The organism is Kutzneria sp. NPDC052558, assembly GCF_044547355.1.
GTDB lineage: Bacteria > Actinomycetota > Actinomycetes > Mycobacteriales > Pseudonocardiaceae > Kutzneria.
The window spans coordinates 127055-151504 of record NZ_JBIUAG010000025.1 but is presented as its reverse complement, the minus strand read 5'-3'; the positions used below and the strand labels follow the sequence as shown (position 1 = coordinate 151504).

Sequence of the window (24450 nt, the reverse complement as noted above, 5' to 3'; positions counted from 1 at the left end):
CCGTTGCAAAGCGTAAGTGTCGGTAAGGGATGCGCTACCGACCCGTAGCGACAGGCAATCGGACAATCCGGGACACGACAACGCCCCGCTCCGGTAGCGGGGAGCGGGGCGTCGCGGCAGGGCGGTGACTCAGTGGTCGCTGACCACGGCCCCGGTCTTCGGGTCCAGGATCAGCTTCTTGGCGCTCGGGCGCTGCCAGAAGTCGAACAGGCCGGTCAGGCTGCCCGCCCGCTGGTCGAACGAGTGGTCGCCGATCTGGCCGGTCCGCCAGTTCTCCTCGATGAACTTCAGGATCGAGGTCTGGTCGGTCAGCGTGTGGTCGACGTGGTTGGTCTTCGCGTACGGCGAGACCACCAGCAGCGGCAGGCGCGGGCCGTAGCCGCAGCGGTCGGCGTAGCCGCCGGACACCGGGGTGTGGCCGCACAGCGCCGCCTGGTCCAGCGCCGCGTCCTTGGAGCCGTTCACCGTCGGCGGCTTGACGTGGTCGTACCAGCCGTCGGAGTCGTCATAGGCCAGCACGACCGCGGTCGAGGACCACTCCTTGGACTTCTGCAACTGGTTGATCTCGTTGACCACGAAGGCCTGCTCGTCCAGCGGGTCGGAGTAGCCGGCGTGGCCGTCCTGGTACTCGCCGGCCTTCAGGAAGCTCACCGCCGGCAGGTTGTCGGCCGCGACCGCCTTGTCGAAGTCGGTCAGGTCGTACTGGTGGTTGGCCTGGTCGGTGCGACCGATGGCGCCGACCGAGCTCGGCGGCAGGTGCTTCGGGTTGGCCGTGGACTGGTAGTACTGGAACGGCTCGTGGTGCGGGCTGTAGTCCAGCGCGCTGTTGCCGCCGACGTTGGCGTGCTTGGCGCCGCAGACGGCCTTGCCGTTGGCGGTGCTGGTCGGGGCGAAGCCGCCCTGGAACCAGCCCCACGTGACGTGCTTCTGGTTGAGCAGGTCGCCGATGTTCTGCCCGTGCATCACGGCCAGGTTGTTCGACGCCGTGCCGTTGGTGTTGGAGCAGTCGTCGTAGTAGGGGTCGGGGTCGTTGGTCATGGTGCCGATCCCGTTCTTGTCCGGGGACTGCACCGCGTAGGAGTCAGTGGTGGGCTTGCCGGTCTTCGGGTCGATCGCCTGCACGCCGTGGGTCTGCCCGGAGATCAGGTTGATCGCGCCCGGGGTGGACGGGCCGTACACCGAGTCGAAGGAGTTGTCGCTCAGCGCGTAGTGCTGGGCGTAGTTCCACAAGCCGGTGACGGTGTTGCCGTCGTAGTAGTCCATCACCAGGCCGGGCTCGCCGAACAGGACCGGCTGGCCGGTGCACTTGTCCGTCTCGGTGTTCTCGACGAACTTGTCCATCTTGCCGCCGTTGACGGCCTTCTGCTCCGGCCCGTAGCTGTGGTTCTGGTCGCAGGTCAGGGCCTGCGACGGCGAGAGCCGCTTCGGGTTGTAGGCGTTCGGGTTGTCGGTCAGCAGCTGCTGGGACAACCCGTTGACCTTGGGCGTGCCCGGGGCCGCCTTGAACGGGGTGCCGTCCGCGTTGGTGGCGTTCGGGTACGTGCCGAAGTAGTGGTCGAACGAGATGTTCTCGCCGAAGATCACCACCACGTGCTGGATCGGCGTGGTCGGGTGGACCAGCTGGTACGACTCGGCGGCGTTGGCCACCTGGTTGGCGTCGCCGCCGCTACACGCGGCAAGCAACAGCCCCGTCGCGGCCACGGCGGCCGTGGCCAGGACACGGCGTCTACGCATGCCTTCTCCTCCTGAGTGACTCATGCGAGCAACGACCGCCCGAGGTGGTCGCTGCTGTCCCGAACACCGGGAAGCGCGAAGAAATAACCGCCGCCGACCGGCCGGATGTAGTCGACGAGGGGCTCGTCGGCCAGCCGGGTCTGCACGGCCTCGAACTGCCGGGCGATGTCCTGCTGGTAGCCGCAGAACAGCAGCCCCATGTCCAGGTTTCCGACGGAGTCGGTGCCCCTGTCGTAGTTGTAGCCGCGGCGCAGGAACTGGCTGTCCGCGGTGGCGGGGGTGCGGGGGTTGGCCACGCGGATGTGGCTGGTCAACGGGATCGCGCCGCCGGTCGGGTCGAGCGAGTAGTTCGGCACGTCGGTCTCGGTGTTGCCGTCCAGCGGGGCGCCGGAGTCCCGGCGGCGGCCGAACATGTTCTCCTGCTCGCTGACCGAGACCCGGTCCCAGAACTCCACCAGCATCCGGATCTGGCGCAGCACCTGGTAGCTGCCGCCCTCGGTCCACGCCGGCTCACTGTTGCCTTTGCCGACCCAGACGAGCTTGTCGTAGTCGGCGGGCGCCGGCTTGACGATGCCGTCCTTGAAGCCCATCAGGTTGCGCTGCGTGCCGGACGGCCGCGGCGGGCTCTGGAAGCCGTCCACCCGCCAGCGCAGCTGCATCGCGCCGCGCGTGTGCCGGGCGATGTCCCGCAGCGCGTGCAGCACGGTGTCGGTTTCGCTCGCGCACAGCTGGAGGCTGAGGTCCCCGTGGCACTGGCTGTCGTCCAGGCTGTCGTTGGGGAATGCCTTCATCGCCGTCAGCTTGGCCGGCTTGCGGTCCTTGAGGCCGTACCGGTCGTCGAACAGCGACGCCCCCACGCCGACCGTCACCGTCAGGTCGTCGCCGGGCATGTCCGGGCCCAGCACCCCGGAATCGGCCGGCGGGGCCGTGATCCCCAGCGGCGGCAGCGCCCCGCCGGCGGTCAGCAGCCGGGCCCGGTCGGTCAGCGTCTGGAACAGCTCGGCCAGCTCGCCCTTGTCCGCCGCGATCACGTCGAACGACGCGAACACCGCCTGCTTCTGCGGCTCGGTGACGATGCCGGCCTGGTGTGTCCCATGGAAGGCAATGGAATTGGTGGTGGCGGCGTCGGCGCTCACCGACAGCCCGGTCACCGCCGCCGCGCCGGCCCCGACGATCGCGCCGCGCAGGAAGGAACGGCGCCCGACGCCGGTCATGAGCTTCTCCGAACTTCGCAGATGGCGGCGACCGGGGCGAGCTTCTCCAGGAGTTCGCCGACCGCGCCGTTGAGCTGTTCCCGGGTGCTCTGGTCCAGCTGGGTCACCAGGGTGTTCTGGTGTGCGGTGAGCAGCGCGCGGACCCGGTCCTCCCACTTCCGCACCTGGGGCAGGTCGGGGTAGCGGGGCTTGAGCACTGGGTCGAGGATGGCCAGCACCCTGGCCGTGCCGTCCAGGTTGGCCAGCGCGGTGTTCAGGGTGGTGCCGCTGCCCTGGTCGTTCTCGCCGGTCAGCTCGAACTGGAGGGCGTTCTCCATGATCTCGTGGGCCCGCAGTCCGAGATCGTTCGGATCCACCTGTTCGTCGGGCAGGTCGGCTTGCAGGCCGTGCACGGCGTCGGCCAGTCCGTCGGCGATCGGCTTGAGGTCGCCGGCGGAGGCGTTGTGCCACAGGCCTTTCTCCAACGGGTGGAAGCCGTCGGCGCCGTCGATCTTGTCGGCGAAGTCGCCGAAGGCGTCGTAGGCCGCACCCAGGGAGTTGTAGGCCAGGTGCGCGGGCAGCCAGTCGGCCCGGGCGGCGTCGAGGTCGCCGCCGTCGACGTCGGCCTTGAGCTTGTCGGTCCTGGCCGCCAGGTCGGCGACGCCGCTCGCGACCGCGGCCTCGTACTGCTTCACCAGCGGCAGCATGTCGTTCTTGGTGACGGCCACCGCGGCCGGGCCGCTCTTGGCCTCGCCCGTCAGGGTGACACTCGGACCGGTGATGGGGTCGGTGTCCTCGATCAGGCAGCGGAACGCGTACCGGCCCGCGCCCAGCTGCACGTCCATCGGCGCGCTGGTGTTCGGGCCCAGGCCCTCGACCTCGCCGTACACCTTGTCGGTGCCGACCTCGACCAGATCCACCTCGGCCGCCGCGTCCCCGGTGTTGCGCAGGGTGAAGGTCTGCCGGCCGGCCTTGGCGTCGGTCCAGCCCTGGCCGCACTGGCTGCGCGAGACGGTGATCTGGGGCGGGCCGCCCGCCGCGTCGGCGGACCCCTCCCAGGGCCGCCACACCGCCACCGCTGCCACCGCCGCGACAGCCACCACCGCTATCGCCGCCGGCAGGGGACGGGGAGTGCGCACAGGGTCGCTCCTGGTGATCGGCAATTCCTATCGTGGGGAATCCTAGGGGGCCTGTCACGGTGGTCGGACACTGTTGGTTCGCTCGTCACGCATTGTTTGTCCTAGTCGGACAGACTGGGCATTGCTCCCTCGGATGGACGCACCGCACATCGACTGTCAGTAACGGGATCGATACTCGAAAGGGTTGGCGTGCTCGGCGCGGAACGTGGTTCGGCGGCCACGGCTTCGTTCCCGCTGTCCACACCGGACTCCTGGGCGCGGCGTCATCGAGACCTCCGCCACAGCGGCCGATCTGGACAATTCACCGACGGTGACCCGGGAATCGGCGTGGCGGGCGGTGTGCGCGCCGACGGTTCCGTGACCAGGACCAGCGCCGGAACGGTGTTAAAACCGGTGCTGTTCGGGTATCCGGTCATCCGTGATGACCGTGTCCAGCCCTGAGGCCAGGGTCTCGCCCGCCACGCCTGCGCGTCCGCCCTGGTCACCCGGACGTGTCAGTGATCCCGTTCGCTACGGTGAACCAACGCGTGGCGCGCGGCGTGGTCCCGATCGGGAAACCTGGGCGTCAGCTGTCGAGATGCTGAAGGTCACCTGTCCCGCCCGGCCCAGGGGGCGACGGTGAATCCCCTGGTCGGAAGGGACGTTGGCGCAACATGGGAGCTCGGGTCGAATCATCATCAGGAATTCGACAGGCAGTGGGCCGCCCATCCTTAAGCCACTCTCAGGTCGAGGTTGTTAGCTAGTCACCGATCACGAGTGGGACGAGGGAGGACACGCCCGATGAGCGTTCAACTGCTCCCCGCCGCGCCGGCGGCCAAGGCCACGGCGAAGGCGGGCAAGGGACACCTCAACCAGGTCGACCTGGTCCGAGTGCTGACCTTCGCCAGCGTGATCGCCGTGCACGTCATCACGTACACCAACGACGGCGCCAGCGTCACCGCCTACGGGGCGCTGACCCTGCTGCACTTCACCCGGTCCGTGTTCTTCTTCCTCACCGGGTTCGTGCTGGTCTACACCTACCGCCGGCGCCCGCTGGCCCCCGGCAACTTCTGGCGGCGGCGGATGTCGCTGGTCGGCATCCCGTACCTGATCTGGACCGCCTTCTACTTCGGTGTGCTGCAACAGGTCGGCATGCAGCCGCTGCCGATGGGCGAGTTCATCGACAACCTGTGGGGCACCATCTACAAGGGACTGGGCTGGTACCACCTGTACTTCCTGCTGGTGTCGCTGCAGTTCTACATCCTGTTCCCGTTCGTGCTGGCCGTGCTGAAGCGGACCGTCCGGCACCACAAGAAGATCCTCGTCGGCTCGCTCGTGCTCCAGGTCGGACTGTCGCTGGCCGAGACCTACCTGCCGGCCCCGTCCGACCCCGACTCGCTGCTCGGGCAGCTGTGGTCCAACGACGGCACCCTGGTCATCACCTACCAGTTCTTCCTGCTGGCCGGCTGCATCGCCGCCTTCCACTACGAGGCGTTCCAGGCCTGGATCACCGCGCACAGCCGGCTCATCTGGTGGGGCCTGGCCGGCTCGGCCACGCTCGCCCTGACCTGGTACGGAGTCAACCTCGCGTACGGGCACACCCCCGGCGACGCCACCGGCGTGCTCCAGCCGGAGATGCTGCCCTGGTACGGCTTCGTCGTGCTGGCCCTCTACCTCGTCGGCTCCCGCTGGGCCGCCCGCCAGGAGCCCGGCTCCCGGGCCCAGCGCCTGGTCGCCGCCGCCTCCCAGCGCTCCTTCGGCGTGTTCCTGGTCCACCCGGCCATGCTGTGGGTGTTCCTCAACGAGTTCGGCCAGTGGTTCCCCAACCACATCCCCCAGGGCCTGCCCCTGACCGTCTCGGCCTACGCCTTCGCCGTGGTCACCTCCCTGGTCTTCGTGGAGATCGTCATCCGCACCCCGCTGGCCAAGGTCCTCATCGGCCGCGACCGCCTCCGCAGGCCCAAGCCCGCCAAGCCCGAACTCCAACCCGCCTGACCCGCCCCCGCGAGTCCCCCTCACCGACAGACCGACTCTAGGTTTCAGGCAGATCGACAAGCCGCCCGCCCGGGCGGCTTGCCGCACGCGGCTGGGAACGGGCGTTCGCTCTGTGGGTGAGCGCGGATCGCCGGGGTTTTCAACTGTGAACTGTTGGGGGTACCGGGGGGTGGCGATCACTGCCTAACGTCGTCGCCATGCGTGGGGTGATCCTGGCGACGGCGCTGGCGATGACGGTGGTGGCGGCCCCGGCGGTGGCGGGCCACGGGACGACGGCCCAGGCGGCGCCACTGGCGGCGGCGGAGGTGACGGGGACGCCGGCGCAGTCGGTGCAGGGGTTCGGGGCCTCGGGCGCGTGGTGGGTGAACGACCTGGCGCACTTCGCCCCGGCGGTGCAGCAGCGGGTGGGGGATCTGCTGTTCGGGCCGGACGGCCTGAACCTGAGCGTCTATCGCTACAACGTTGGCGGCGGCGGGGTCGGCGTGACGAATCCGCCCCGGGCCCCACAGACGCCGCTGGTCAGCCCGGGGGTCTATGACTGGACGAGGGATCCGGGCGGCACGACCTTCGTGACGCAGGCGGCGCGGCACGGGGTTGCCGACCTCCAGGCGTTCGTGAACAGCGCCCCGCCGGTGTGGACGACCAACGGCAAGAGCTGCGGCGGCTCCCTGACCAGCGGAAACGAGGCGGCGTTCGGGCAGTACCTGGCCGACGTGGTGACCCACTTCCAGCAGCAGGGGGTGACGTTCTCGCAGGTCAGCCCGATGAACGAGCCGGACAGCAACTTCGGCGACTGCGGCCAGGAGGGCATGTCGGTCGGCACCGGCCAGCGCGGCCCGATCGTGCGGGCGGTGGGGGCGGCGCTGGCCAACGCCGGCTCGTCGGCGCAGGTGCTGGCCGACGAGACGAGCTGGGCGTTGCAGGACATCTTCGAGCTGCCGGCCTGGGCCGGGGACGCGACCACCCAGCGCTACCTGGTCGCGCTGGCCCACCACACCTACGACTTCCCGGCCAACTCCACCCTCAACACCCTGCGGGCCAGCGCCAAGAACTACGGCAAACCGCTGTGGGCCACGGAGATCTGCTGCTCCAACGGCGGCGGCTTCGGCCAGGGCTACGACCCGACGATCGACGGCGGCCTGCGCATGGCCGACCTGATCCACCAGGACCTGACCGAGGCCAACGACGCCCAGTTCGACTGGTGGACGGCTTTGTCGCCGGTGCTGGGCTGCGACCCGGTGGCCGCGCCGAGCTGCCCGACGACCAAGAACGGGCAGGGCTGGAACGACGGCCTGATCTACTACGACCCGAACTACGCCACCAACGGCAACCAGAGTCTGTACGTCACCAAACGGTTCTGGGCGCTGGCCAACTTCAGCCGCTTCGTGCGGCCCAACGCGCTGCGCTTCCCGATCACCGGCATGCCGGCCAACGTGTGGCCGGTGGCCTTCGAGTCCGGCGGCGCCTGGACGGTCGTGGCGATCAACGACAACACCTCGGACACCGCCTTCCCGCTGCACTTCGGCGCGACCAACGGCCAGCTCACGGCCACCGGGGCCTACCGCACGAGCGCCACCGAGGACCTCGCGCCGGTAGTCCTGCCCACGGTCAGCGGCAGCACCGCGACCGCCACGCTGCCGGCCCGCAGCATCACCACGTTCACCTTCAGCCAGCCGACTTCCGCCACGCCCGGCCGTAGCTACGTCATCCAGGCCGCCAACTCCGGCTCCGCCGCCGACGTCGCCGGTGCGTCCACTTCGGACGGTGCGGCGGTGATCCAGTACCACACCACCGGCGACGCCAACCAGCGCTGGACCGTGCGGGCCAACGGCACGGTCACCTCCGTGAACAGCGGAAAGTGCCTCGACGCCTCGGCCACGGCGGTGACCCAGCGGACCTGCGACGGGTCCCCCGGCCAGCAGTGGTCGATCGCCAACGGCACGATCTCCAACCAGGGCAGGGGATTGACGGCAACGTCCACATCGGACGGTGTGCGGCTGACCGTCGGCCCCGGGCAGCAGTGGACGCTGAACGCTACCGGTTGACGATCTGCGCCTTGTTCATCGACAGCAGCGTGTCCGTGCCCATGTCGATGACCAGCTGCAACGACAGGTCCCCGATGTTGGCCACGTACAGCGAGCCCTGCATGTTGTCGTAGCCAATGGTCTTCGGGTCAACCAGGCCGACCTCGGGCTGCCGCAGCAGGACCTTCACCGTCACGGCCCGCATGTCCGCGCTGAGTCCCGGTTTGCTGAGCAGGTCGGCCAGCACTTGCGCGTTGTTCGTCCCGGTCTGCCTGGCCACCGTGGTGATCGCGGCGGACAGGTCGGTCTCGGCGCGCGGTAGGTCGGCGACGATGGTGCGCTGGTCGGCCACCAGCACGTCCGGCGACATCTTGGCGAACTCGTCCGGCATGCCGGGCCGGTTGAGCGCGATCGGCTCCGGCACGTCGGTGAACGTGCGGTCGAAGTCGGCCGACTTCAGCCGCACGGTGTGGTGCACGTCGTCGATCCACACCTCGTCGGTCCGCTGGTCGGGCGTGCCCGGATGCGGGGTGACCCAGCGCAGGTAGCGGATCGACGGCGGCGCGCCGGCCTCGTGCACCTCGTTCGGCCCGCCGATCGGCGGCCGGACCACGGCCAGCGCCAGCAGCGCGGCCGCCACCGCCGCGGACGCCGCCACCGGCAGCCAGCGCCGGCGGCGGTGAGGCGGTTCGATCTGCCGCAGGCCGGCCAGCATCCGCTCCTCGAACGGCGTCAGCTCGGGCATGTCGATCCCTCCCCGGTCAGCGGCACCAGCTTGCGGCGGGCCCGGGCCAGCCGCATCCGCGCCGCCGAGGCCGTGATGCCCAGCACCGCGGCCGCCTCGCCCGGCGTCAGCTCGTCCACGCTGACCAGCAGGAACAGTTCCCGCTCGGCCGGCGGCAGGTCGTCAAGCCCGGCCAGCACGGCGGTCGCGGCGTTGGCGGCGTCCACGCGGGCCTCCAGTTCGGCGAAGTCGTCGGGCGCGAGTGTGCGTTGACCGTAGACGCGATGCAAGGCCCGGAACTCCGCGCCCCGCCGGCGGCCCCGGGAGGCGATCAGGTTGGCGGTGATGCCGAACAGCCAGGACCGGGCCGTGCCGCGGGCCGGGTCGTAGCCGCCCGGCTTCTCCAGCACGGCCAGGAAGGTGGCCGCCACCACGTCGGCCGCCTCGTTCGGGTCGCGGAGCCGGCGCGCGGCGTAGCCGAGCAGCGCGCGCACGTTCTCCCGGTACAGCGACTCCAGTTCTTCCACACCAGGGTCGACGGCCGAGTGGCGTCGGAAGTTGCGCCCGAGGACACTCGAGCCAATCCCCAGTGACGCCGATTCGTTCGCCCCAGGGGATCAGGGAGATCCGAGCACATGTCGAAGACCGCTAAAGCGCTGGTCGCAGGCTCTGTCGTGCTGCTGGCCACCGCCTGCGCCCAGGCGCAGTCCGCCCCCGCGCCGATCGCGAAGGCCATGACCTCCGCCACCGCCGCGACCTCGTCCCCGGCCAAGCCGGCCCCGCCGACCGTCGCGCAGGCGCAGCAGATCCTGCACGACCTGGGGTACCAGGCCCGGCAGGTGAACGGGACTCTCGACGACGAGACCAAGCACGCCCTCGTCGCGTTCCAGAAGGTCCAGGGCCTGCCCCGCACCGGCGTCATCGACGACGCCACCGCCGCCGCGCTGCGCTCGCCGCACAAGATCACTCCCCAGCACGCCACCGCCGGCACCCACCTCGAGGTCGACATCGCCCACCAGGTCGACTACACCGTCGTCGATGGGGCGGTGGACCGGATCTACGACGTGTCGACCGGCGCCAACACCGGCGACCGCATCACGCCGCTCGGCGACTTCCACGTCTACTACCAGATCAACTTCTGGGAGTACGCGCCGCTGGGCAAGCTCTACCGCCCCAGCTACATCACCACCACCGGCATCGCCGTGCACGGCGGCGAGCCGGTCGAGCCGGTGCCGGCCAGCAACGGCTGCGTGCGCATGACCGACCAGTCCATCGACGACATCTACCCGCTGCTGCACCCCGGGGCTGAAGTGCTGATCTTCTAGAACGACTTGGCTGGACGCAACGTTGTGTCTTAGCCAAGTCGTGCCCTGGTGGCTCAGTCCTTCGTCACGCGGTCCGGCTCCAGCCGGATCTCGTGCGGGGTGTAGCAGTCGTTCACCTCGGTCGCGATCTCCGTGTCGCACCAGCACACCAGGTTCGGCCCATCGGTCCCGGCCGGCCCGCAGCACCCGATGCTCCGCCTGGCAATCCGGCGCGGCCAGAGTCGGAAGTCCTCCGGGTGCAACACAATCGTCCCCTTCGGGCCGTCCGACACGCTCACAGTGGAGTACCGCCGCAGCGCCGGGCTGTCCGGCGGCGCCGGCACGTACGGCGGCCCGAACGGCTCCGGATCCACCGCGTACGTCCCGCGGCCCATCGTCGGCTCGCGGTCGTCCCCCGGATCGGGCAGTTCCACCAGCACGACCGCGCGGGTCAGCGGAGCTCGGCACTGCTGGCACACGAACACGGTCATACCCGGCATTCTGCGTACCCGCCCGCCCGCTTCGCCACCGGTTTCCCTCTACCTTCGGCGGGGCCGGTCGGACTGGACGGCTGCGGGGGTGTGACCGGGCGAACTCGGGCAGATGCATTGCGGACGATTTAAGTGTGCGCTAGGGTTGGGCTACAACCACTCACCAGGGAGGCCACAATGCCCAGCCGCGACGCCACCACCCACTGGGAAGGCGGACTGCAGAACGGGAAGGGGACGGTGTCGTTCGACTCCTCCAACGCGGGGCAGTTCGATGTGTCGTTCCCGACGCGCACGGGCAACCCGGACGGTCAGACCTCGCCGGAGGAGCTGATCGCCGCCGCGCACAGCTCGTGCCTGGCGATGAACCTGTCGGGCGTGCTCGGCGGGGAGGGCATCACGGCCGACTCGCTGGACGTGAGCGCCGAGGTGACGCTGGGCCCGGACCCGGCCGGCGGGTTCGCGTTGACCGGGATCGCGATCACGGTCAACGCCAAGATCCCCGGCCTCGACCCGGCGAAGTTCGCCGAGCTGGCCAAGACCGCCAAGGACACCTGCCCGGTCAGCAAGGCGCTGACCGGCACGACGATCACGCTGGACGCGCAGCTGGTGTGACAGCGAAGGCTGTCCACAGCCTGGCGTAGTGGTCGCTGTCGGCGAGCAGTTGCTCGTGAGTGCCGACGGCGACCACACGCCCGGCGTCCATGACCGCGATCCGGTCGGCGGCGCGGGCGGTCTGCAAGCGGTGCGCGACCAGGATGGTGGTGCGGCCCACGGCCAGTGTGGACATGGCGGCGGAGACGACGGATTCCGTTGCCAGGTCGAGGTTTGCGGTCGCTTCGTCCAGCAGCAGCAGGACCGGGTCGACGAGTTGGGCCCGGGCCAGGCACAGCAGTTGCCGCTGCCCGGCCGAGAGCGAACCGCCCCGCTCGCCGATCTCGTGCAGGTAGCCCCCGGGGAGCTTGGCCACGAAGTCGTGCGCGCCGATGGCCCGGGCGGCCGCCTCGACCTCGGCGTCGGTGGCCTCGGGCCGGCCGTAGGCGATGTTGTCCCGAATGGTGCCGGGGAACAGGAAAGCCTCCTGCGGCACGTAACCCAGCTGCCGGCGGAACTCCTGCGGATCCAGCTGGCGCAGATCATGGCCGTCGATGGTGACGGATCCCCGGTCGGGGTCGTAGAACCGGGCCAGCAGCTTGACCACAGTGGACTTTCCGGCCCCGGTCTCGCCGATCAGCGCGACCGTTTCCCCCGGCTCCACCACGAGATCCACGCCCCGCAGCACGTCGGTGTCCACGCCCGGATAGCGGAACCACAGGTCCCGCAAGACGATCCGGCCGGTCAGCCGACCGGGGTGCGTGGGATCCGAGGCCGTGGGCGTGAGATCGGGCTCGGCCAGCAGGTCGTTGATCCGCTGCATGGACACCCGCGCCTGCTGCCAGTCGTCGAACACGCCGGACAGCTGCTGGATGGGCGCGAAGAACAGGCCGAGGTAGAGCACGAACGCGATCAGCTCGCCGGCGGTCAACTCGTTGCGGGCAATGAGGAAGTAGCCCGCGCCGAGCACCAGCGCGGCCCCGAGGTCGGACAGGAACTCCAGGAACGGGAAGTACGCGGAGATGAGCCGCTGCGCCTTCATCCGGGCGTCCAGGTAGCCCCGGGTCAGCCGCTTGAACTCGCTGTGCCGGCGCCCCTGCTGCCCGAACGCCTGCGATTCCCGCACCCCGGAAAGACTTTCCTGCAAGCCGGCGTTGACGTCGGAGATCCGCTCCCGGGCCTGCACGTAGCTGCCCTTGGCCAGCCGCCGGAACACGGTGGTGGCCAGCACGAACGGGATCAGCACCAGCGCGGCCACCCCGGTCAGCTCGATGTTCATCACGGCCATCGCCGCGAACACGCCGGTGAAGGTCAGCACGCTGGCCGCGGCCTGGAGCAAACCGTTCTGCAGCAACGAGGAGAACGAGTCGGTGTCGGTGGTCATGCGGGTCATGACCTGCCCGACCATCTCCCGGTCGTAGAACGAGACCGGCAGCCGCAGCAGCCGCTTGAACACCCGGACCTTCAACGCCAGCAGCAGGCGTTCGCCGGTGCGGCCGTTGACCAGCGTCATCGCCACCGACACGGCGAGATCGCCCAGCACCACGGCGAAGAAGACGCCGGCCGACAGCAGCAGTGCCGCGCCGGACCCGCTGAGCACGCCGTTGTCGATGCCCTCACGGGAGAAGTACGGGCCGGCGGCGGTGGCGACAGCGTCCAGCAGCACCAGAAACAGGCCCAGCCCGAGCGCCGTGCGGTGTCGCCACACGAAGCGACGGAAGGAGAAGTGCGGGTCGTCGTCGCCGACGGTGTCGACCTCCGCCCGGTCTCGGGCCGGCGGCAACGCGGCGATCCCGGCGGCCATCTCCTTGGGCGTCTCCATGATCGCCAGCTTCGCGCGGGCGCCGTCGTCGGCCTGCCAGGCCTGCTCGGTGACCCCTTCGGCCACCTCGATGTCGATGTCCTCGTCGGCGCCGGCCAGCAGCCGCCGATACAGCGGACTGGCGGCCATCAGCTCGTCGTGACTGCCCTGGGCGACCACGCTTCCCTTGTCCACCAAGGCGATCCGGCTCGCCAGCCGCAGCGTGGAGCGGCGGTGAGCGATCAACAGCGTGGTGCGGTCGACCATCACCCGGCGCAGTGTCGCGTGAATGCCCTCCTCGATCCGGGCGTCCACGGCGCTGGTCGCGTCGTCCAGCACCAGGATCCGCGGATCGGTCAGCAGGGCCCGGGCCAGCGCGATCCGTTGCCGCTGCCCACCGGACAACGTCAGACCGCGCTCGCCGACCTGGGTGGCATAACCCCGCGGCAGCGCCATGATGAACTCGTGCGCCTCGGCCGACCGGGCCGCCGCCTCGATCTCCTCGTCGGTGGCGTCCGGCCGGCCGTAGCCGATGTTCGCACGTACGGTGTCGGAGAACAGGAAGCTCTCCTCGAACACCATGCCGACCTGGCTGCGCAACGAATCCACCGTCACGTCGCGGAGATCGACACCGTCGATCCTGACGCTGCCGCCCTGCACGTCGTGGAAGCGGGCCAGCAGCATGGCCACGGTGGACTTGCCCGAGCCGGAAGTGCCGACCAGGGCCACGGTTTCGCCCGGCTCGACCCGCAGGGTGAAGCCATCCAGCACCGGTTCCGACCGCAGGTAGCCGAAAGTGGCGTCGGTGATGGCGATGTCGCCGCGGACCGGCGGCAGCACCTCGGCGTCGGGCTTGTCGACGACGGCCGGCACCGAGTCCAGCAGGTCGAAGATCCGGCGGGCGGAGATGCCGGCCCGCTGGGTGGCGCTGATCATCCCGGCGAACATCTGCGCCGGCCCGATCACCTGGGCCAGATAGGTGGCGAAGGCCAGGAAGGTGCCGACGGTGATGGCGCCGTGCAGCGCCAGCCAGCCGCCCAAGCCCAGCAGCAGCACCTGTCCGACGGCCGGGATCGCTTGCAGCAGCGGCTGGTACTTGGCGATCAGCCGGACCGAGCGGATGCGCGCGCCGTAGAGTTGTTGGCTGGCCTCGACGAACCGGTCCAGCTCGTGGTCCTCCTGGCCGAACGCCTTGACCACGCGGATGCCGGACACGGTCTGGGTGACGGTCTGCGTCACCTCGGCCCCGCGCTGCTGACTGTCCCAAGTGGCCGGTCGCACCTGCCGGCGCATCTTGTACACCACAAGGACCAGCGCCGGCACCACGAGCGCGCTGATCACCGCCAGCAGCGGCGACAGCACGATCATCACCACCAGCGACACCACGATCAGCAGCACGTTGCTGCTCAACGCGGGCAGATAGGACAGCACCCGGACCATCACGCCGGCGTCGGTGGAGATGCGCGACACCAGCTGCCCGGTCGGCAGCGACTGGTGGCTGCCGATGTCCAGGCGCTGCAACTGCTCGTGCACCGCGTTGCGGATCTGGTACTGGACCTCCAGCACCACCTTGGCCGCCCGGTAGCGGCGGATCCGGGACGCGAAGAACGTCAGCACGCCGACCGCGATCAGCGCGATCAGCCACGGCCACAGCGGAGATCGGTGGCTGAGGATGGTCTCGTCGACGATGTGCCGCTCCAGCAGCGGCGTGACCGCGGCCAGGCCGGCCCCGGCCAGCGCGGCGGCGAAGGTGAGCGCCAGGCTGCGGCGCTGGATCTTCAGGAACGGCAGCAGCCGGCGGATCCAGTGGTCAGGCATCGGCCAGCCGATCCATCAGGGCGGCGGCGTCGATCAGCAGCTGCCGTTCGGACGGGCTGAGCTGGATGTCCATCGCCTTGGCCAGCCAGCGTTCCCGGGCGTGCATGTCCGCCGACAGCGTGGCCAGGCCGGCCTCGGTGATGCCGATGACCGCCTGCCGGCGGTCGAGCTCGTCCGGCCGGCGCAGGATCAGGCCGTCGGCCTCCAGCGCGGCCAAGGACCTGGTCAGTGACTGCGGCTGCACGCGCAGCAGGGTGGCCAGGTCGCCGGCGCACATCCGGCCGTCCCGCCAGAGCTCGGCAAGCACGGCGATCTTGGTCGGGGCCAGGGCGTCCGCCGGCCGCTCCGCCCGCAGCCGGCGGGACAGCCGGGTCACGGCGGACCGGACCCGGCGGACGTTCTCGTCACGAGGCACGTTAGTACGCTACTGCGTACTAACGCGACGGCGCCAACGGTTTGGTCGCCCGGAACTTGAAAGCCCCCTCGCGAAGCGTCACCTCGACATCGGAGAAACCGGCCAGGCGCAGGCGTTCCGGCAGCTCGTCCGGGTCGACGACGTTCATCGTGTCGCCGATGTGCAGCATCCGGAACCGCAAGCTCAGCCGGCTGTCGCTGCCCGCGAACACCCCGCCCGGCTCCAGCACCCGCAGCGCCTCGGCGAAGATGCCGTCCTGCATCTGCCGCGTGGGCACGTGGTGCAACATCGTGAAGCACACCACCGAGCTGAAGTCGTTGTCCGGCAACGACATCTTGCTACCGTCGCCGTGCAGGATCCGAGCCCGGCCGTCGAACTCGCCGCGCAGGTCGGCCGCGGACCGGGCGTCCACCTCCACCGCCGTGACGTTCGGGGCCAGCTCGACCAGCACCCGGGTGGTGGCCCCGTAGCCCGGCCCGATCTCCAGCAGGTTCTCGCCCAGGTCCACGCCCCCGAGCGACCAGGGCAGGCCGCGCTCGCGGACCGTCCTGGCCCAGTCCTGGGAGGAACAGATCCTCCGGTGCATGAAGTTCATCGGCATGCCGTCGACGGTAGGGTGGGCCGACGGTGTCCGCTACCGAGTAGAAGGACAGGTGATGTCGTCACCCGGACACGCCATCATGGTGCTCAGCGTGACCATGCCCAAGGGGGAGTGGTTCGACTGGCACGTGCACCCCGACCATCAGTTCGCCTGGGCCGCCCAGGGCATGCTGACCGTGCAGATCGGCGACGCCACCTGGGTGCTGCCGCCCAGCCGGGCCCTGTGGATCCCGGCCGGCACCGTGCACCGCACCGGGGCGGCCAGCACTTCGTCCATGCACAGCGTGTACTTCGGCGGCCGGCACTGGGCGGATCCCACTGTCGTCGCCGTCGGCCCGCTGCTGGCCGAGCTGATCCATTACCTCGCCGATCTCACCCTGCCCACCGCGCCCCGCCGTCGCGGCGAGGCCGTGCTGCGGGACCTGCTCGTGCCGGTGCCGGTGTCCACCATCCACGTGCCCGCCGTGTCCGACCGCCTGGCCCTGATCGCCCGGGGCCTGACCGAGGACCCCGCCGATGATCGCGACCTCGCCGCCTGGGGCCGTCTGGTCGGGGCCTCCTCCCGCACGCTGGCGCGGGCTTTCCTCAGCGAGACCGGCATGACCTTCGGCACCTGGCGCACCCAGATCCGCCTGCTGGCCGCGCTGCCGCTGCTCGCCGCCGGCATGCCCGTCGCCACCACCGCCCGCCGCGTCGGCTACGCCACCCCCAGCGCCTTCGTCGCCGCCTTCCGCCGCGTCACCGGCACCACCCCGGGCACCTACTTCTCATGATCGAGGGACCGATCCTCTCGTTGAACGTCAGGAAGGGCCCCATCATGACGCCAGACGCTATGAAGGGACCCTTCCTGACGTTCAACGTCAGTATGGGGCCCTTCATGACACCAAAAAACGCCGGGCACAGGCACGGGGTCAGGGGAGCAGGCGGGAGAGCTCGGTGGTGAGGAGGTCGAGGCCCATGGGGCCGAGGTCGAGGGCGGTCTTGTGGAAGGCGCGCAGGTCGAAGCGGGAGCCCTGGCGGGCCCGGGCAGCGGAGCGGACGGCCAGCCAGGCCCGTTCGCCGACCTTGTAGGCGATGGCCTGGCCGGGCAGGCCCAGGTAGCGGTCGACCTGGAAGCGGGCGAACTCCTCGCCGCCGATGGAGCCGGAGCGTTCGCGCACGAACTCGACGGCCAGCTCGGGGGTCCATACGGAGCCGTCGTGGAAGCCGACCCCTTGGGGGATGGGCAGTTCGAGGTGCAGGCCGATGTCGACGACGACGCGGGCAGCGCGCAGTTGTTGGCCGCCGGCGAGCATGCCCATCCGGTGCGCGGGCAGCTCGTAGCAGCCGAGCTCGTCCATGAGTTGTTCGGCGTAGAGCCCCCAGCCCTCGCTGTGCCCGACGTGCAGTTCGGCGCTGACACGCTGGAACCGGTTGAGGGTACGGGTGTTGAGCACGTTGAGGCCGAGCTGGAGGTGATGCCCGGGCGCGCCCTCGTGGAACATCACCGACGGCACCGACCAGGTGGCGGGCTGCTCCTCGGTGACCGAATACCACACGGTGCCGGGCCGGCTGAGGTCCTCGGCCGGGGCCAGGTAGTAGATGCCGGTGTTGGAGCCGGGCACCCGGCAGTCCAGGCGCCGCAACGGTTCCGGGATGTCGAAGTGCACGCCGTCCAGGTCGGCGATGGCCTTGTCGGCCAGCTCCTGGATGAAGCCGCGGAACTGGTCGGCGCCGGCGGCCCGGTGCGCGGGATCGGCGTCCAGGGCGGCCAGCACGGCCGGAAGCGGCTCGCCGGGCCGGATGTGCGAGCCGACGGCCCGCATCTCCGCCTCCAGCCGGGCCAGCTCCCGCCAGCCCCACTCGTACGTCTCCAAAAGATCGATGTCGCTGCCCAGGAAGTTGCGCGCCTCCAAGGCGTAGCGCTCCCGGCCGACGGCGTCCCGGGTCGGCGCGGCGGGCGCCAGGGTCTCGGTCAGGTACGACGCGAACTCCAGCAGCGCGGCCCCGGCACGGGTGGTCTCGCTCCGGTACGTGCCGGGCAGAGTGTCCAGGTAGTCGGCGAATTCCTTGCTCTGCCGGGCGCAGTTGACGACCTGCCGCACGGCCGACACGCGCCCCTGCTGCCGGCCCCGCTCCAGCGTCACCCGCAACCCGGCCAGCGCCTCGGGAATCCCGGCCAGCCGCGAGCGCATGTCCGCCACGACGGTCCGTTCGCCCTGGTCGAGCACCTCGATGGCCTGCCGCAACAGCTGCGGCGGGCTGTCGATGGTGTTGAGGTCCGCCTCCACGTAGCCGGCGGCGAACCGGGCCAGGTCGATCTCCAACCGTTCCCGCAGCACCGAGGCGGCCCGCCGCTGCGCATCCGAACCGAGCGGGACGGCGGTCAGCTCGGTGAGGGTGCGTTCGGCCAGCTCGTGCCGGGCCGCGAAGCCGTCGGGGCTGTAGTCGGTCAGCTCGCCGTCGTGCCCGGCGATGCCCATCATGGCGGCCAGACAGGGATTGCTCGCCGCCAGTTGACCCACGTACCGGTCGGACAGCTCGTCGACAGGGTTCACCGGCCGAGCATAGGTGGTCAGCGCCCGGCAGGTCGCTAGTTGGCGTTTGCCACCAGCTGCTGGGCCACGGTCTTGGCGGTGTTGCTGGGGATGGCGAAGCCGAGGCCGATGCTGCCGTCGCTGGTCGAGTAGATCGACGAGTTGATGCCGATGACCTGGCCCTGGAGGTTGAACAGGGGGCCGCCGGAGTTGCCGGGGTTGATCGAGGCGTCGGTCTGGATCGCGCCCTTGTAGGTGGTGGTCGTGCCGGCCGAGCGCGAGTACGGGCTGCTGCCCTGGTCGTCCGACGCGCTGACGGTCCGGTTGAGCGCGCTGACGATGCCGGTGGTGACGGTGCCCTGCAAGCCCTCGGGGGAGCCGATCGCCACGACCTCGTCGCCCACCTTGACCTGCGAGGAGTCGCCGAAGGTGGCGGTCTTCAGCCCGCTGACGCCCTGGGCCTTGACCACCGCGAGGTCGGTCGTCGGGTCGGTGCCGACCACGGTGGCCTGCGCCTTGCTGCCGTCGTTGAAGGTGACGGTGAACGTGCCGCCGCTGGCCACCACGTGGTTGTTGGTGAGGATCAGCCCGTCGGAGCTGATGATCACACCGGAGCCCAGGCCCTGCGAGTTGGAGATCTGCACGACCACCGGCAGGCCGTTGGCGGCCACCGTGCTGACCGAGCCGCTGGTGCTGTTGGCGGCCGGGGCGCCGGTGGTGCTGGTGCTGGCCAGGCTGCTGACCACAGTGGACTGCGAGCTGACCGCGTAGATGCCGTAGCCGGCGCCGCCGCCGACCACCGCCGCCAGCACCGCGGCGCCGACCAGGACGGCGACTCCCTTGCGGGACTTGCGGGGCGGCTGCGGTGGGGGCGGCACGAACAGCGGGTTCTGGAAGCCGGTCGGCGGCGTCGGCGTGTCGTCGGTCAACACGGCGGCGGGCTCAGGGGTGCGGGGCGTCTCGGTCATGGCACCAGCCTGACCTCGCCACATATGAGGAACCTGAGGCCAAGGCATGTGATCCCCAAGAAGTTCCTGGCTTTGTCTAACGCGGGCTGAGGCCGGCCTTGCGGTAGATCTCGTCGATCACGGTCATGTTCCGGATCGAGTCGGCCGGCGGCGTGAGGATCGGCTCGCCGCGCAGCACCGCGCCGCAGAAGGCGTCCAGCTGGTAGCTGTAGGACGGCCGCTTGGACAGCTGCTCCACCCGCTTGCCCTCGGCCGTCCGCACGGTCAGCCGGTGATAGGCCTGCGGCATCACGAAGTTGAGGACGGTGATCCGGCCCTTGTCGCCGACGGCGGAGGCGGTGATCTTGAGCAGGTCCCGCGACCACAGCGAGGCGGTGAGCGCGCCGGTGTGCCCCTGGGGGAAGACCAAGGCCGCCTTCATCGCGCGGTCGACGTCCGGCTTGTGCAGTTTCGCCCGCGCGGACACGACATCCGGCTCGCCGCCGCCCAGCAGCCGCACCATGTGCGACGCGTAGCAGCCGGCGTCCATCATGGCCCCGCCGGCGAGATCGCGGTTGTAGCGGATGTCGGAGAACTTCGGCAGCGGGAAGCACAGGGCCGCCTGCACATGGCGCAGCGTGCCGATCTCGCCGCCGGCGATGATGTCGGCGACCCGTTGGGCCAACGGGTGGTAGCGGTAGTGGAACGCCTCCATCACCACCAGGCCGCTCCTGTCGGCGGCCTCGGCGACGGTCTTGGCCTCGTCGGCGTTGCTGGTGAACGGCTTCTCGCACAGCACGTGCTTGCCGGCGTCCAACGCCGCGAGCGTCCACCGCGCGTGCAAGGCGTTGGGAAGGGGGTTGTAGACGGCGTCGATGTCCGGATCGGCGAGGAGTTCCTCGTAACCGCCGTGGACCTTGGCGATGCCGTGCTTGCTCGCGTAGGCCGAGGCCCGGTCGCGGTCGCGGGCCGCCACCGCGACGACCTCGGCCTCCGCGTTGTCCCGGGCCGGCGCGATCAGGGCGTTCGGCGCGATACGGGCCGCGCCGAGCACCCCGATGCGGATGGTCTTGCTGTCACTCGCTGATTCGCTCGCACGCTCGCTCATGCCGGCGATGATGCCGCATCACGGTAAACGGGTGTAACTAGCCCTGCTGCGTGCCCGGCTGGGGAGCGCCCTGGCCGAAGCCGCCGCGGCCGCCGAAGCCGCCCTGCGGACCGGGGCCGTACTGGGAGTACGGCCGGTGGACGCCGGGGCCGCCGGTGGTGTGGTGGGAGCCGATGATGCCGCCGATGCCGCCGCCCACGATGAGCCCGACCACCAGCGCGGCCACCACCTGGGTGACCCGGTTGCGGGCGAAGACGGCGAACTTGCCGGGCGGCTTCTGGACGTAGATCACCTGCGGCTGGGGCGCGCCGGGCGGTGGCGCGTAGGACGCCTGCGGCTGTTCGGGCCCGGGCTGGGCCGCCGTCGGCGCCTCGGCGGCGAAGGCCGCCGCCTGGGGCTCCTGCGGCGCGTCGGCGGCGACCGGCTGCTGGGGCTGGGGCGCGGTCGGCGGCTCGGCGGCGGGGGGCTGCTGGTGCGCGTCGGGGCCGGCCACCGGCTGCTGGTGCTGCTCGGTCGGCTGCTCGTCTGGGTTGTTCGGCTCGGACATCTGGCCTGCTCCTGGGGTGTGCGCGTTGCTGCTGAACACCAGACTGCGAGAGCCGGCTGTGCTCCCGCTGAGCGGAACCTGTCGAACTCGTAGCGAAACCATGACGCCACACGCACAGTTCACACACAGGACACAGGCAGTGTCGATCCCATGAAGCTGCTGCCCGTGGGGGGATGCGTGGTCGGGTTCGTGCTCGCCTACGCGGTGTTCGTGCTGTCGCCGACCGGACGGCGGCTGGAGGACGCCACACTGCTGCCGCCGGACCTGACCAACTCGCTGGGCGCGATCAGCCCGGGCCTGATCGCCATCGGCATCGTGCTGGTGCTGGCGGTCGGCGTGCTCCAGCAGCACTGGCGGGAGACGGCCGCGGCGGCGGTGCTGATGGCCGCCTCGATCTCGATCGCGTGGGTGCTCAAGGAGTGGCTGCACCGGCCGGAGTCGGCCGGCAACAGCTATCCCGGCGGCCACGTCACGGCATGCGCGGCGATCGTGCTCGGGGCGATCCTCGTGCTGCCGCGGGACATGCGGCCGGTGGCGCTGGCGCCCGGCGCGGTGCTCACGTCCTACGTCGCGGCCGCCACCGCCGAGCTCGGCTGGCACCGGCTCAGCGACACGATCGGGGCATTGGCGCTGTGCGGGGCCGTCGCGGCGGCCCTGTCCGACGGCCCGCCGGCCCGCTGGGCCGCGATCACCGGGGCCATCGCGCCGATCGCCGCCGTGCTCGCCGGATATGTGGCAGTGGCCTCGACCACCAGCTCCGACCTGGTGATTGTCGCCACCGGCGCGATCGCCGCCGGCACCATGGCCGCGGTCGCGCTGCCCCTGTGCGCGCAGCCGAGGGCTACGGCCGACACCCGGGTTGCCGCTGGATACGATGGGACACCGACTTATCCCGTCTAAAGGAGTCACCGTGTCGCAGCCGCGTCCCTCAGGCCCAGGATCAGCACCTCGCGTGACGGTGCCGGCCGGGACGACGGCGGGCACCGCGGTCCGCGAGGCCGGCCTGCCCGGCAAGGGCTCCGACGCGATCGTCGTGGTGCGCGACGCCGAGGGCAGGCTGCGCGACCTGTCGTGGACGCCGGAGGCCGACGTCGAGGTGGAGGCGGTCGCCGCCGACACCGAGGACGGCCGCAGCGTCATCCGGCACTCCACCGCGCACGTGCTGGCCCAGGCCGTGCAGCAGGCGTTCCCCGAGGCCAAGCTGGGCATCGGCCCGCCGATCAAGGACGGCTTCTACTACGACTTCCAGGTCGACCGGCCGTTCACCCCGGAGGACCTGGCCGCGCTCGAGAAGCGCATGAAGCAGATCATCAAGGGCTCGCAGCGGTTCTCCCGCCGGGTCGTCGAGTCCGTCGACGCGGCCAAGGACGAGCTCAAGGCGGAGCCGTTCAAGCTGGAGCTCGTGGACATCAAGTCCGACATCGACACCTCCGAGATCATGGAGGTCGGCGCGGGCGAGTTGACCATCTACGACAACCTCGACCCGCGCAGCGGGGACCGGGTGTGGGGCGACCTGTGCCGCGGCCCGCACGTGCCCACCACCAAGCACATCCCGGCGTTCAAGCTGACCCGCTCGGCCGCCGCCTACTGGCGCGGCAGCGAGAAGAACCCGCAGTTGCAGCGGGTCTACGGCACCGCGTGGGAGTCGCAGGAGGCGCTGGACGCGCACCTGGAGCTGCTGGCCGAGGCCGAGCGCCGCGACCACCGCCGGCTGGGCACCGAGCTGGACCTGTTCAGCTTCCCGGACGAGATCGGCTCCGGGCTGGCCGTGTTCCACCCGCGCGGCGGCATCGTGCGCCGGGCCATGGAGGACTACTCGCGCCGCCGGCACGAGGAAGAGGGCTACGAGTTCGTCTACTCGCCGCACATCACCAAGGGCGCGCTGTTCGAGACCTCCGGCCACCTCGACTGGTACCGCGACGGCATGTATCCGGCGATGCACCTGGACGCCGAGTACGACGAGGACGGCAAGGTCCGCAAGCCGGGCCAGGACTACTACCTCAAGCCGATGAACTGCCCGTTCCACGACCTGATCTTCCGGTCGCGCGGGCGGTCCTACCGCGAGCTGCCGCTGCGCATGTTCGAGTTCGGCACCGTCTACCGGTACGAGAAGTCCGGCGTGATCCACGGCCTGACCCGGGTGCGCGGCATGACGCAGGACGACGCGCACATCTTCTGCACCCCCGAGCAGGTGCAGGAGGAGCTGAAGTCGCTGCTGGGCTTCGTGCTCAACCTGCTGCGCGACTACGGCCTCGACGACTTCTACCTGGAGCTGTCCACCCGCAACGACGAGAAGTACGTCGGCTCGGACGAGGTGTGGGAGAAGGCCACCGAGGCGCTGCGCGAGGCCGCCGAGGACTCCGGCCTCGAGCTGGTGCCGGACCCGGGCGGCGCCGCCTTCTACGGCCCCAAGATCTCCGTGCAGGCCCGCGACGCGCTGGGCCGCACCTGGCAGATGTCCACCATCCAGCTGGACTTCAACCTGCCGGAGCGGTTCGAGCTGGAGTACACCGCCAACGACGGCAGCCGGCAGCGGCCGGTCATGATCCACCGCGCGCTGTTCGGCTCCATCGAGCGCTTCTTCGGCGTGCTCACCGAGCACTACGCCGGCGCGTTCCCGGCCTGGCTGGCCCCGGTGCAGGCGGTCGGCATCCCCATCGCCGACGAGCACGTCGAGCACCTCATGCAGGTCACCAAGGCGCTGCGGGCCCGCGGCGTGCGGGTCGAGGTGGACGCCTCCGACGACCGGATGCAGAAGAAGATCCGCAACCACACCCTGCAGAAGGTGCCGTTCATGCTGGTCGCCGGCCAGAAGGACGTGGAGAACGGCGCGGTGTCCTTCCGCTTCCGCGACGGCAGCCAGGTCAACGGCGTGGCCGTGGAGCAGGCCGTGGAGGCCGTGGTGGACTGGATCGCCCGCCGTGAGAACGCCTCCCCCAACCAGACCAACTTCATTCCGGGGGACTTCTCGGTGGTGGCCACCGCGTGACGGTTCCCCAGCACGGTGTCGGGGTCCCGGACGCGTTGCAGCGGCTGTGGACCCCGCACCGGATGGCCTACATCCAGGGCGAGAACAAGCCGGCGAGCGACGAGCCGGCGGGCTGCCCGTTCTGCGCCATCGTCAGCCTGCCCGACGAGCAGGCGCTGATCCTGGCCCGCGGGCGGCTGGTGTACGCGGTGCTGAACCTGTACCCGTACAACGCCGGGCATCTGATGGTGGTGCCGTACCGGCACGTCGCCGACTACACCGACCTGGACCCGGCCGAGACCGTGGAGCTGGGGGAGTTCACCCAGACCGCGATGCGGGTGGTGCGCGCCGTCTCCGCGCCGCACGGCTTCAACATCGGCATGAACCAGGGCACGGTCGCCGGCGCCGGCATCGCCGCCCACCTGCACCAGCACGTGGTGCCCCGCTGGGGCGGCGACGCCAACTTCATGCCGGTCATCGGCCAGACCCGCACCATCCCCCAGCTCCTGGGCGAGACCTGGGCCCTGCTGAGCAAAGCCTGGCCGAAATAGGCGAG

The 24450-nt window shown here is 70.3% G+C and carries 21 protein-coding genes; 8 read left to right on the top strand and 13 right to left on the bottom strand.

Annotated features, from left to right (window positions below; all coding sequences use genetic code 11):
* Positions 1-129: 129 nt before the first annotated feature.
* From ACIG5F_RS35515 to ACIG5F_RS35505, 3 genes are read right to left on the bottom strand one after another with little or no spacing between them, the layout of a single operon-like run.
* Positions 130-1734 (bottom strand): phospholipase C, encoded by a 1605-nt coding sequence (locus ACIG5F_RS35515; protein WP_396524339.1) that lies wholly within the window; start codon positions 1732-1734, stop codon positions 130-132.
* A 20-nt stretch (positions 1735-1754) separates the two neighbouring features.
* Positions 1755-2948, bottom strand: coding sequence for an iron uptake transporter deferrochelatase/peroxidase subunit (gene efeB / locus ACIG5F_RS35510; RefSeq protein ID WP_396524338.1), 1194 nt, complete (start codon positions 2946-2948; stop codon positions 1755-1757).
* Complete coding sequence (locus ACIG5F_RS35505; protein WP_396524337.1) at positions 2945-4066, bottom strand: EfeM/EfeO family lipoprotein; 1122 nt, start codon at positions 4064-4066, stop codon at positions 2945-2947. The genes efeB and ACIG5F_RS35505 overlap by 4 nt, the downstream gene beginning before the upstream one ends.
* Positions 4067-4846: 780 nt before the next feature.
* Between ACIG5F_RS35505 and ACIG5F_RS35500 the strand changes: the two genes are divergently transcribed.
* Both ACIG5F_RS35500 and ACIG5F_RS35495 read left to right on the top strand, forming a co-directional pair.
* Complete coding sequence (locus ACIG5F_RS35500) at positions 4847-6040, top strand: acyltransferase (RefSeq protein WP_396524336.1); 1194 nt, start codon at positions 4847-4849, stop codon at positions 6038-6040.
* 197 nt (positions 6041-6237) lie between these two features.
* Complete coding sequence (locus ACIG5F_RS35495) at positions 6238-8085, top strand: glycoside hydrolase (RefSeq protein WP_396524335.1); 1848 nt, start codon at positions 6238-6240, stop codon at positions 8083-8085.
* Here the strand turns inward: ACIG5F_RS35495 and ACIG5F_RS35490 are convergent.
* Both ACIG5F_RS35490 and ACIG5F_RS35485 read right to left on the bottom strand, forming a co-directional pair.
* Entirely contained in the window at positions 8075-8809 is a 735-nt protein-coding gene (locus ACIG5F_RS35490) for a hypothetical protein (RefSeq protein ID WP_396524334.1), read from the bottom strand. The genes ACIG5F_RS35495 and ACIG5F_RS35490 overlap by 11 nt on opposite strands.
* Entirely contained in the window at positions 8797-9315 is a 519-nt protein-coding gene (locus ACIG5F_RS35485) for an RNA polymerase sigma factor (protein ID WP_396524332.1), read from the bottom strand. The genes ACIG5F_RS35490 and ACIG5F_RS35485 overlap by 13 nt, the downstream gene beginning before the upstream one ends.
* A 108-nt stretch (positions 9316-9423) precedes the next feature.
* Here ACIG5F_RS35485 and ACIG5F_RS35480 point away from each other — a divergent pair, with 108 nt between their 5' ends.
* A complete protein-coding gene (locus tag ACIG5F_RS35480) occupies positions 9424-10113 on the top strand; it encodes a L,D-transpeptidase family protein (protein ID WP_396524331.1) in 690 nt (229 codons plus the stop codon).
* 53 nt (positions 10114-10166) lie between these two features.
* Here the strand turns inward: ACIG5F_RS35480 and ACIG5F_RS35475 are convergent, their stop codons facing one another.
* Entirely contained in the window at positions 10167-10583 is a 417-nt protein-coding gene (locus tag ACIG5F_RS35475) for a hypothetical protein (RefSeq protein ID WP_396524330.1), read from the bottom strand.
* Between the two features lie 177 nt (positions 10584-10760).
* Here ACIG5F_RS35475 and ACIG5F_RS35470 point away from each other — a divergent pair, with 177 nt between their 5' ends.
* Positions 10761-11195, top strand: coding sequence for an OsmC family protein (locus ACIG5F_RS35470; protein WP_396524329.1), 435 nt, complete (start codon positions 10761-10763; stop codon positions 11193-11195).
* On the opposite strand, the gene ACIG5F_RS35465 is transcribed toward ACIG5F_RS35470, so the two are convergent.
* Genes ACIG5F_RS35465 through ACIG5F_RS35455 form a run of 3 tightly spaced genes read right to left on the bottom strand, consistent with a single transcriptional unit; the run spans position 11170 to position 15809 of the window.
* Entirely contained in the window at positions 11170-14793 is a 3624-nt protein-coding gene (locus tag ACIG5F_RS35465) for an ABC transporter ATP-binding protein (RefSeq protein ID WP_396524328.1), read from the bottom strand. The two genes, ACIG5F_RS35470 and ACIG5F_RS35465, sit on opposite strands and share 26 nt — an antisense overlap.
* Entirely contained in the window at positions 14786-15208 is a 423-nt protein-coding gene (locus ACIG5F_RS35460) for a MarR family winged helix-turn-helix transcriptional regulator (protein WP_396524327.1), read from the bottom strand. The genes ACIG5F_RS35465 and ACIG5F_RS35460 overlap by 8 nt, the downstream gene beginning before the upstream one ends.
* A 19-nt stretch (positions 15209-15227) precedes the next feature.
* A complete protein-coding gene (locus tag ACIG5F_RS35455) occupies positions 15228-15809 on the bottom strand; it encodes a class I SAM-dependent methyltransferase (protein WP_396524325.1) in 582 nt (193 codons plus the stop codon).
* A 55-nt stretch (positions 15810-15864) separates the two neighbouring features.
* Between ACIG5F_RS35455 and ACIG5F_RS35450 the strand changes: the two genes are divergently transcribed.
* A complete protein-coding gene (locus ACIG5F_RS35450) occupies positions 15865-16581 on the top strand; it encodes an AraC family transcriptional regulator (protein ID WP_396524324.1) in 717 nt (238 codons plus the stop codon).
* A gap of 138 nt (positions 16582-16719) precedes the next feature.
* Here the strand turns inward: ACIG5F_RS35450 and ACIG5F_RS35445 are convergent, their stop codons facing one another.
* The 4 genes from ACIG5F_RS35445 to ACIG5F_RS35430 all read right to left on the bottom strand — a co-directional run bounded on the left by ACIG5F_RS35445 (position 16720) and on the right by ACIG5F_RS35430 (position 20926).
* Entirely contained in the window at positions 16720-18345 is a 1626-nt protein-coding gene (locus ACIG5F_RS35445) for a DUF885 domain-containing protein (RefSeq protein ID WP_396524323.1), read from the bottom strand.
* Between the two features lie 35 nt (positions 18346-18380).
* Positions 18381-19292: a S1C family serine protease gene (locus ACIG5F_RS35440; protein WP_396524322.1), complete on the bottom strand. Its 912-nt coding sequence runs from the start codon at positions 19290-19292 to the stop codon at positions 18381-18383.
* Between the two features lie 76 nt (positions 19293-19368).
* A complete protein-coding gene (locus tag ACIG5F_RS35435) occupies positions 19369-20379 on the bottom strand; it encodes a Gfo/Idh/MocA family protein (RefSeq protein WP_396524321.1) in 1011 nt (336 codons plus the stop codon).
* Between the two features lie 37 nt (positions 20380-20416).
* Entirely contained in the window at positions 20417-20926 is a 510-nt protein-coding gene (locus ACIG5F_RS35430) for a hypothetical protein (protein ID WP_396524320.1), read from the bottom strand.
* 150 nt (positions 20927-21076) lie between these two features.
* Here ACIG5F_RS35430 and ACIG5F_RS35425 point away from each other — a divergent pair, with 150 nt between their 5' ends.
* The 3 genes from ACIG5F_RS35425 to ACIG5F_RS35415 are packed head-to-tail and all read left to right on the top strand — an operon-like array spanning position 21077 to position 24445.
* Positions 21077-21826, top strand: coding sequence for a phosphatase PAP2 family protein (locus tag ACIG5F_RS35425; protein ID WP_396524319.1), 750 nt, complete (start codon positions 21077-21079; stop codon positions 21824-21826).
* A gap of 52 nt (positions 21827-21878) precedes the next feature.
* Positions 21879-23915 carry a threonine--tRNA ligase gene (gene thrS / locus ACIG5F_RS35420; RefSeq protein WP_396524318.1) on the top strand — a complete coding sequence of 679 codons (2037 nt, stop codon included), beginning with the start codon at positions 21879-21881 and terminating at the stop codon, positions 23913-23915.
* A complete protein-coding gene (locus ACIG5F_RS35415) occupies positions 23912-24445 on the top strand; it encodes an HIT family protein (RefSeq protein WP_396524317.1) in 534 nt (177 codons plus the stop codon). The genes thrS and ACIG5F_RS35415 overlap by 4 nt, the downstream gene beginning before the upstream one ends.
* Positions 24446-24450: the final 5 nt, after the last annotated feature.

Excerpts from the sequence above, each read along its gene's own strand:
- ACIG5F_RS35515 (WP_396524339.1), bottom strand. The coding sequence starts at position 1,734 with ATGCGTAGACGCCGTGTCCTGGCCACGGCCGCCGTGGCCGCGACGGGG.
- efeB (WP_396524338.1), bottom strand. The coding sequence starts at position 2,948 with ATGACCGGCGTCGGGCGCCGTTCCTTCCTGCGCGGCGCGATCGTCGGG.
- ACIG5F_RS35500 (WP_396524336.1), top strand. The coding sequence starts at position 4,847 with ATGAGCGTTCAACTGCTCCCCGCCGCGCCGGCGGCCAAGGCCACGGCG.
- ACIG5F_RS35495 (WP_396524335.1), top strand. The coding sequence starts at position 6,238 with ATGCGTGGGGTGATCCTGGCGACGGCGCTGGCGATGACGGTGGTGGCG.
- ACIG5F_RS35490 (WP_396524334.1), bottom strand. The coding sequence starts at position 8,809 with ATGCCCGAGCTGACGCCGTTCGAGGAGCGGATGCTGGCCGGCCTGCGG.
- ACIG5F_RS35480 (WP_396524331.1), top strand. The coding sequence starts at position 9,424 with ATGTCGAAGACCGCTAAAGCGCTGGTCGCAGGCTCTGTCGTGCTGCTG.
- ACIG5F_RS35475 (WP_396524330.1), bottom strand. The coding sequence starts at position 10,583 with ATGACCGTGTTCGTGTGCCAGCAGTGCCGAGCTCCGCTGACCCGCGCG.
- ACIG5F_RS35470 (WP_396524329.1), top strand. The coding sequence starts at position 10,761 with ATGCCCAGCCGCGACGCCACCACCCACTGGGAAGGCGGACTGCAGAAC.
- ACIG5F_RS35465 (WP_396524328.1), bottom strand. The coding sequence starts at position 14,793 with ATGCCTGACCACTGGATCCGCCGGCTGCTGCCGTTCCTGAAGATCCAG.
- ACIG5F_RS35455 (WP_396524325.1), bottom strand. The coding sequence starts at position 15,809 with ATGCCGATGAACTTCATGCACCGGAGGATCTGTTCCTCCCAGGACTGG.
- ACIG5F_RS35450 (WP_396524324.1), top strand. The coding sequence starts at position 15,865 with ATGTCGTCACCCGGACACGCCATCATGGTGCTCAGCGTGACCATGCCC.
- ACIG5F_RS35440 (WP_396524322.1), bottom strand. The coding sequence starts at position 19,292 with ATGACCGAGACGCCCCGCACCCCTGAGCCCGCCGCCGTGTTGACCGAC.
- ACIG5F_RS35435 (WP_396524321.1), bottom strand. The coding sequence starts at position 20,379 with ATGAGCGAGCGTGCGAGCGAATCAGCGAGTGACAGCAAGACCATCCGC.
- ACIG5F_RS35430 (WP_396524320.1), bottom strand. The coding sequence starts at position 20,926 with ATGTCCGAGCCGAACAACCCAGACGAGCAGCCGACCGAGCAGCACCAG.
- ACIG5F_RS35425 (WP_396524319.1), top strand. The coding sequence starts at position 21,077 with ATGAAGCTGCTGCCCGTGGGGGGATGCGTGGTCGGGTTCGTGCTCGCC.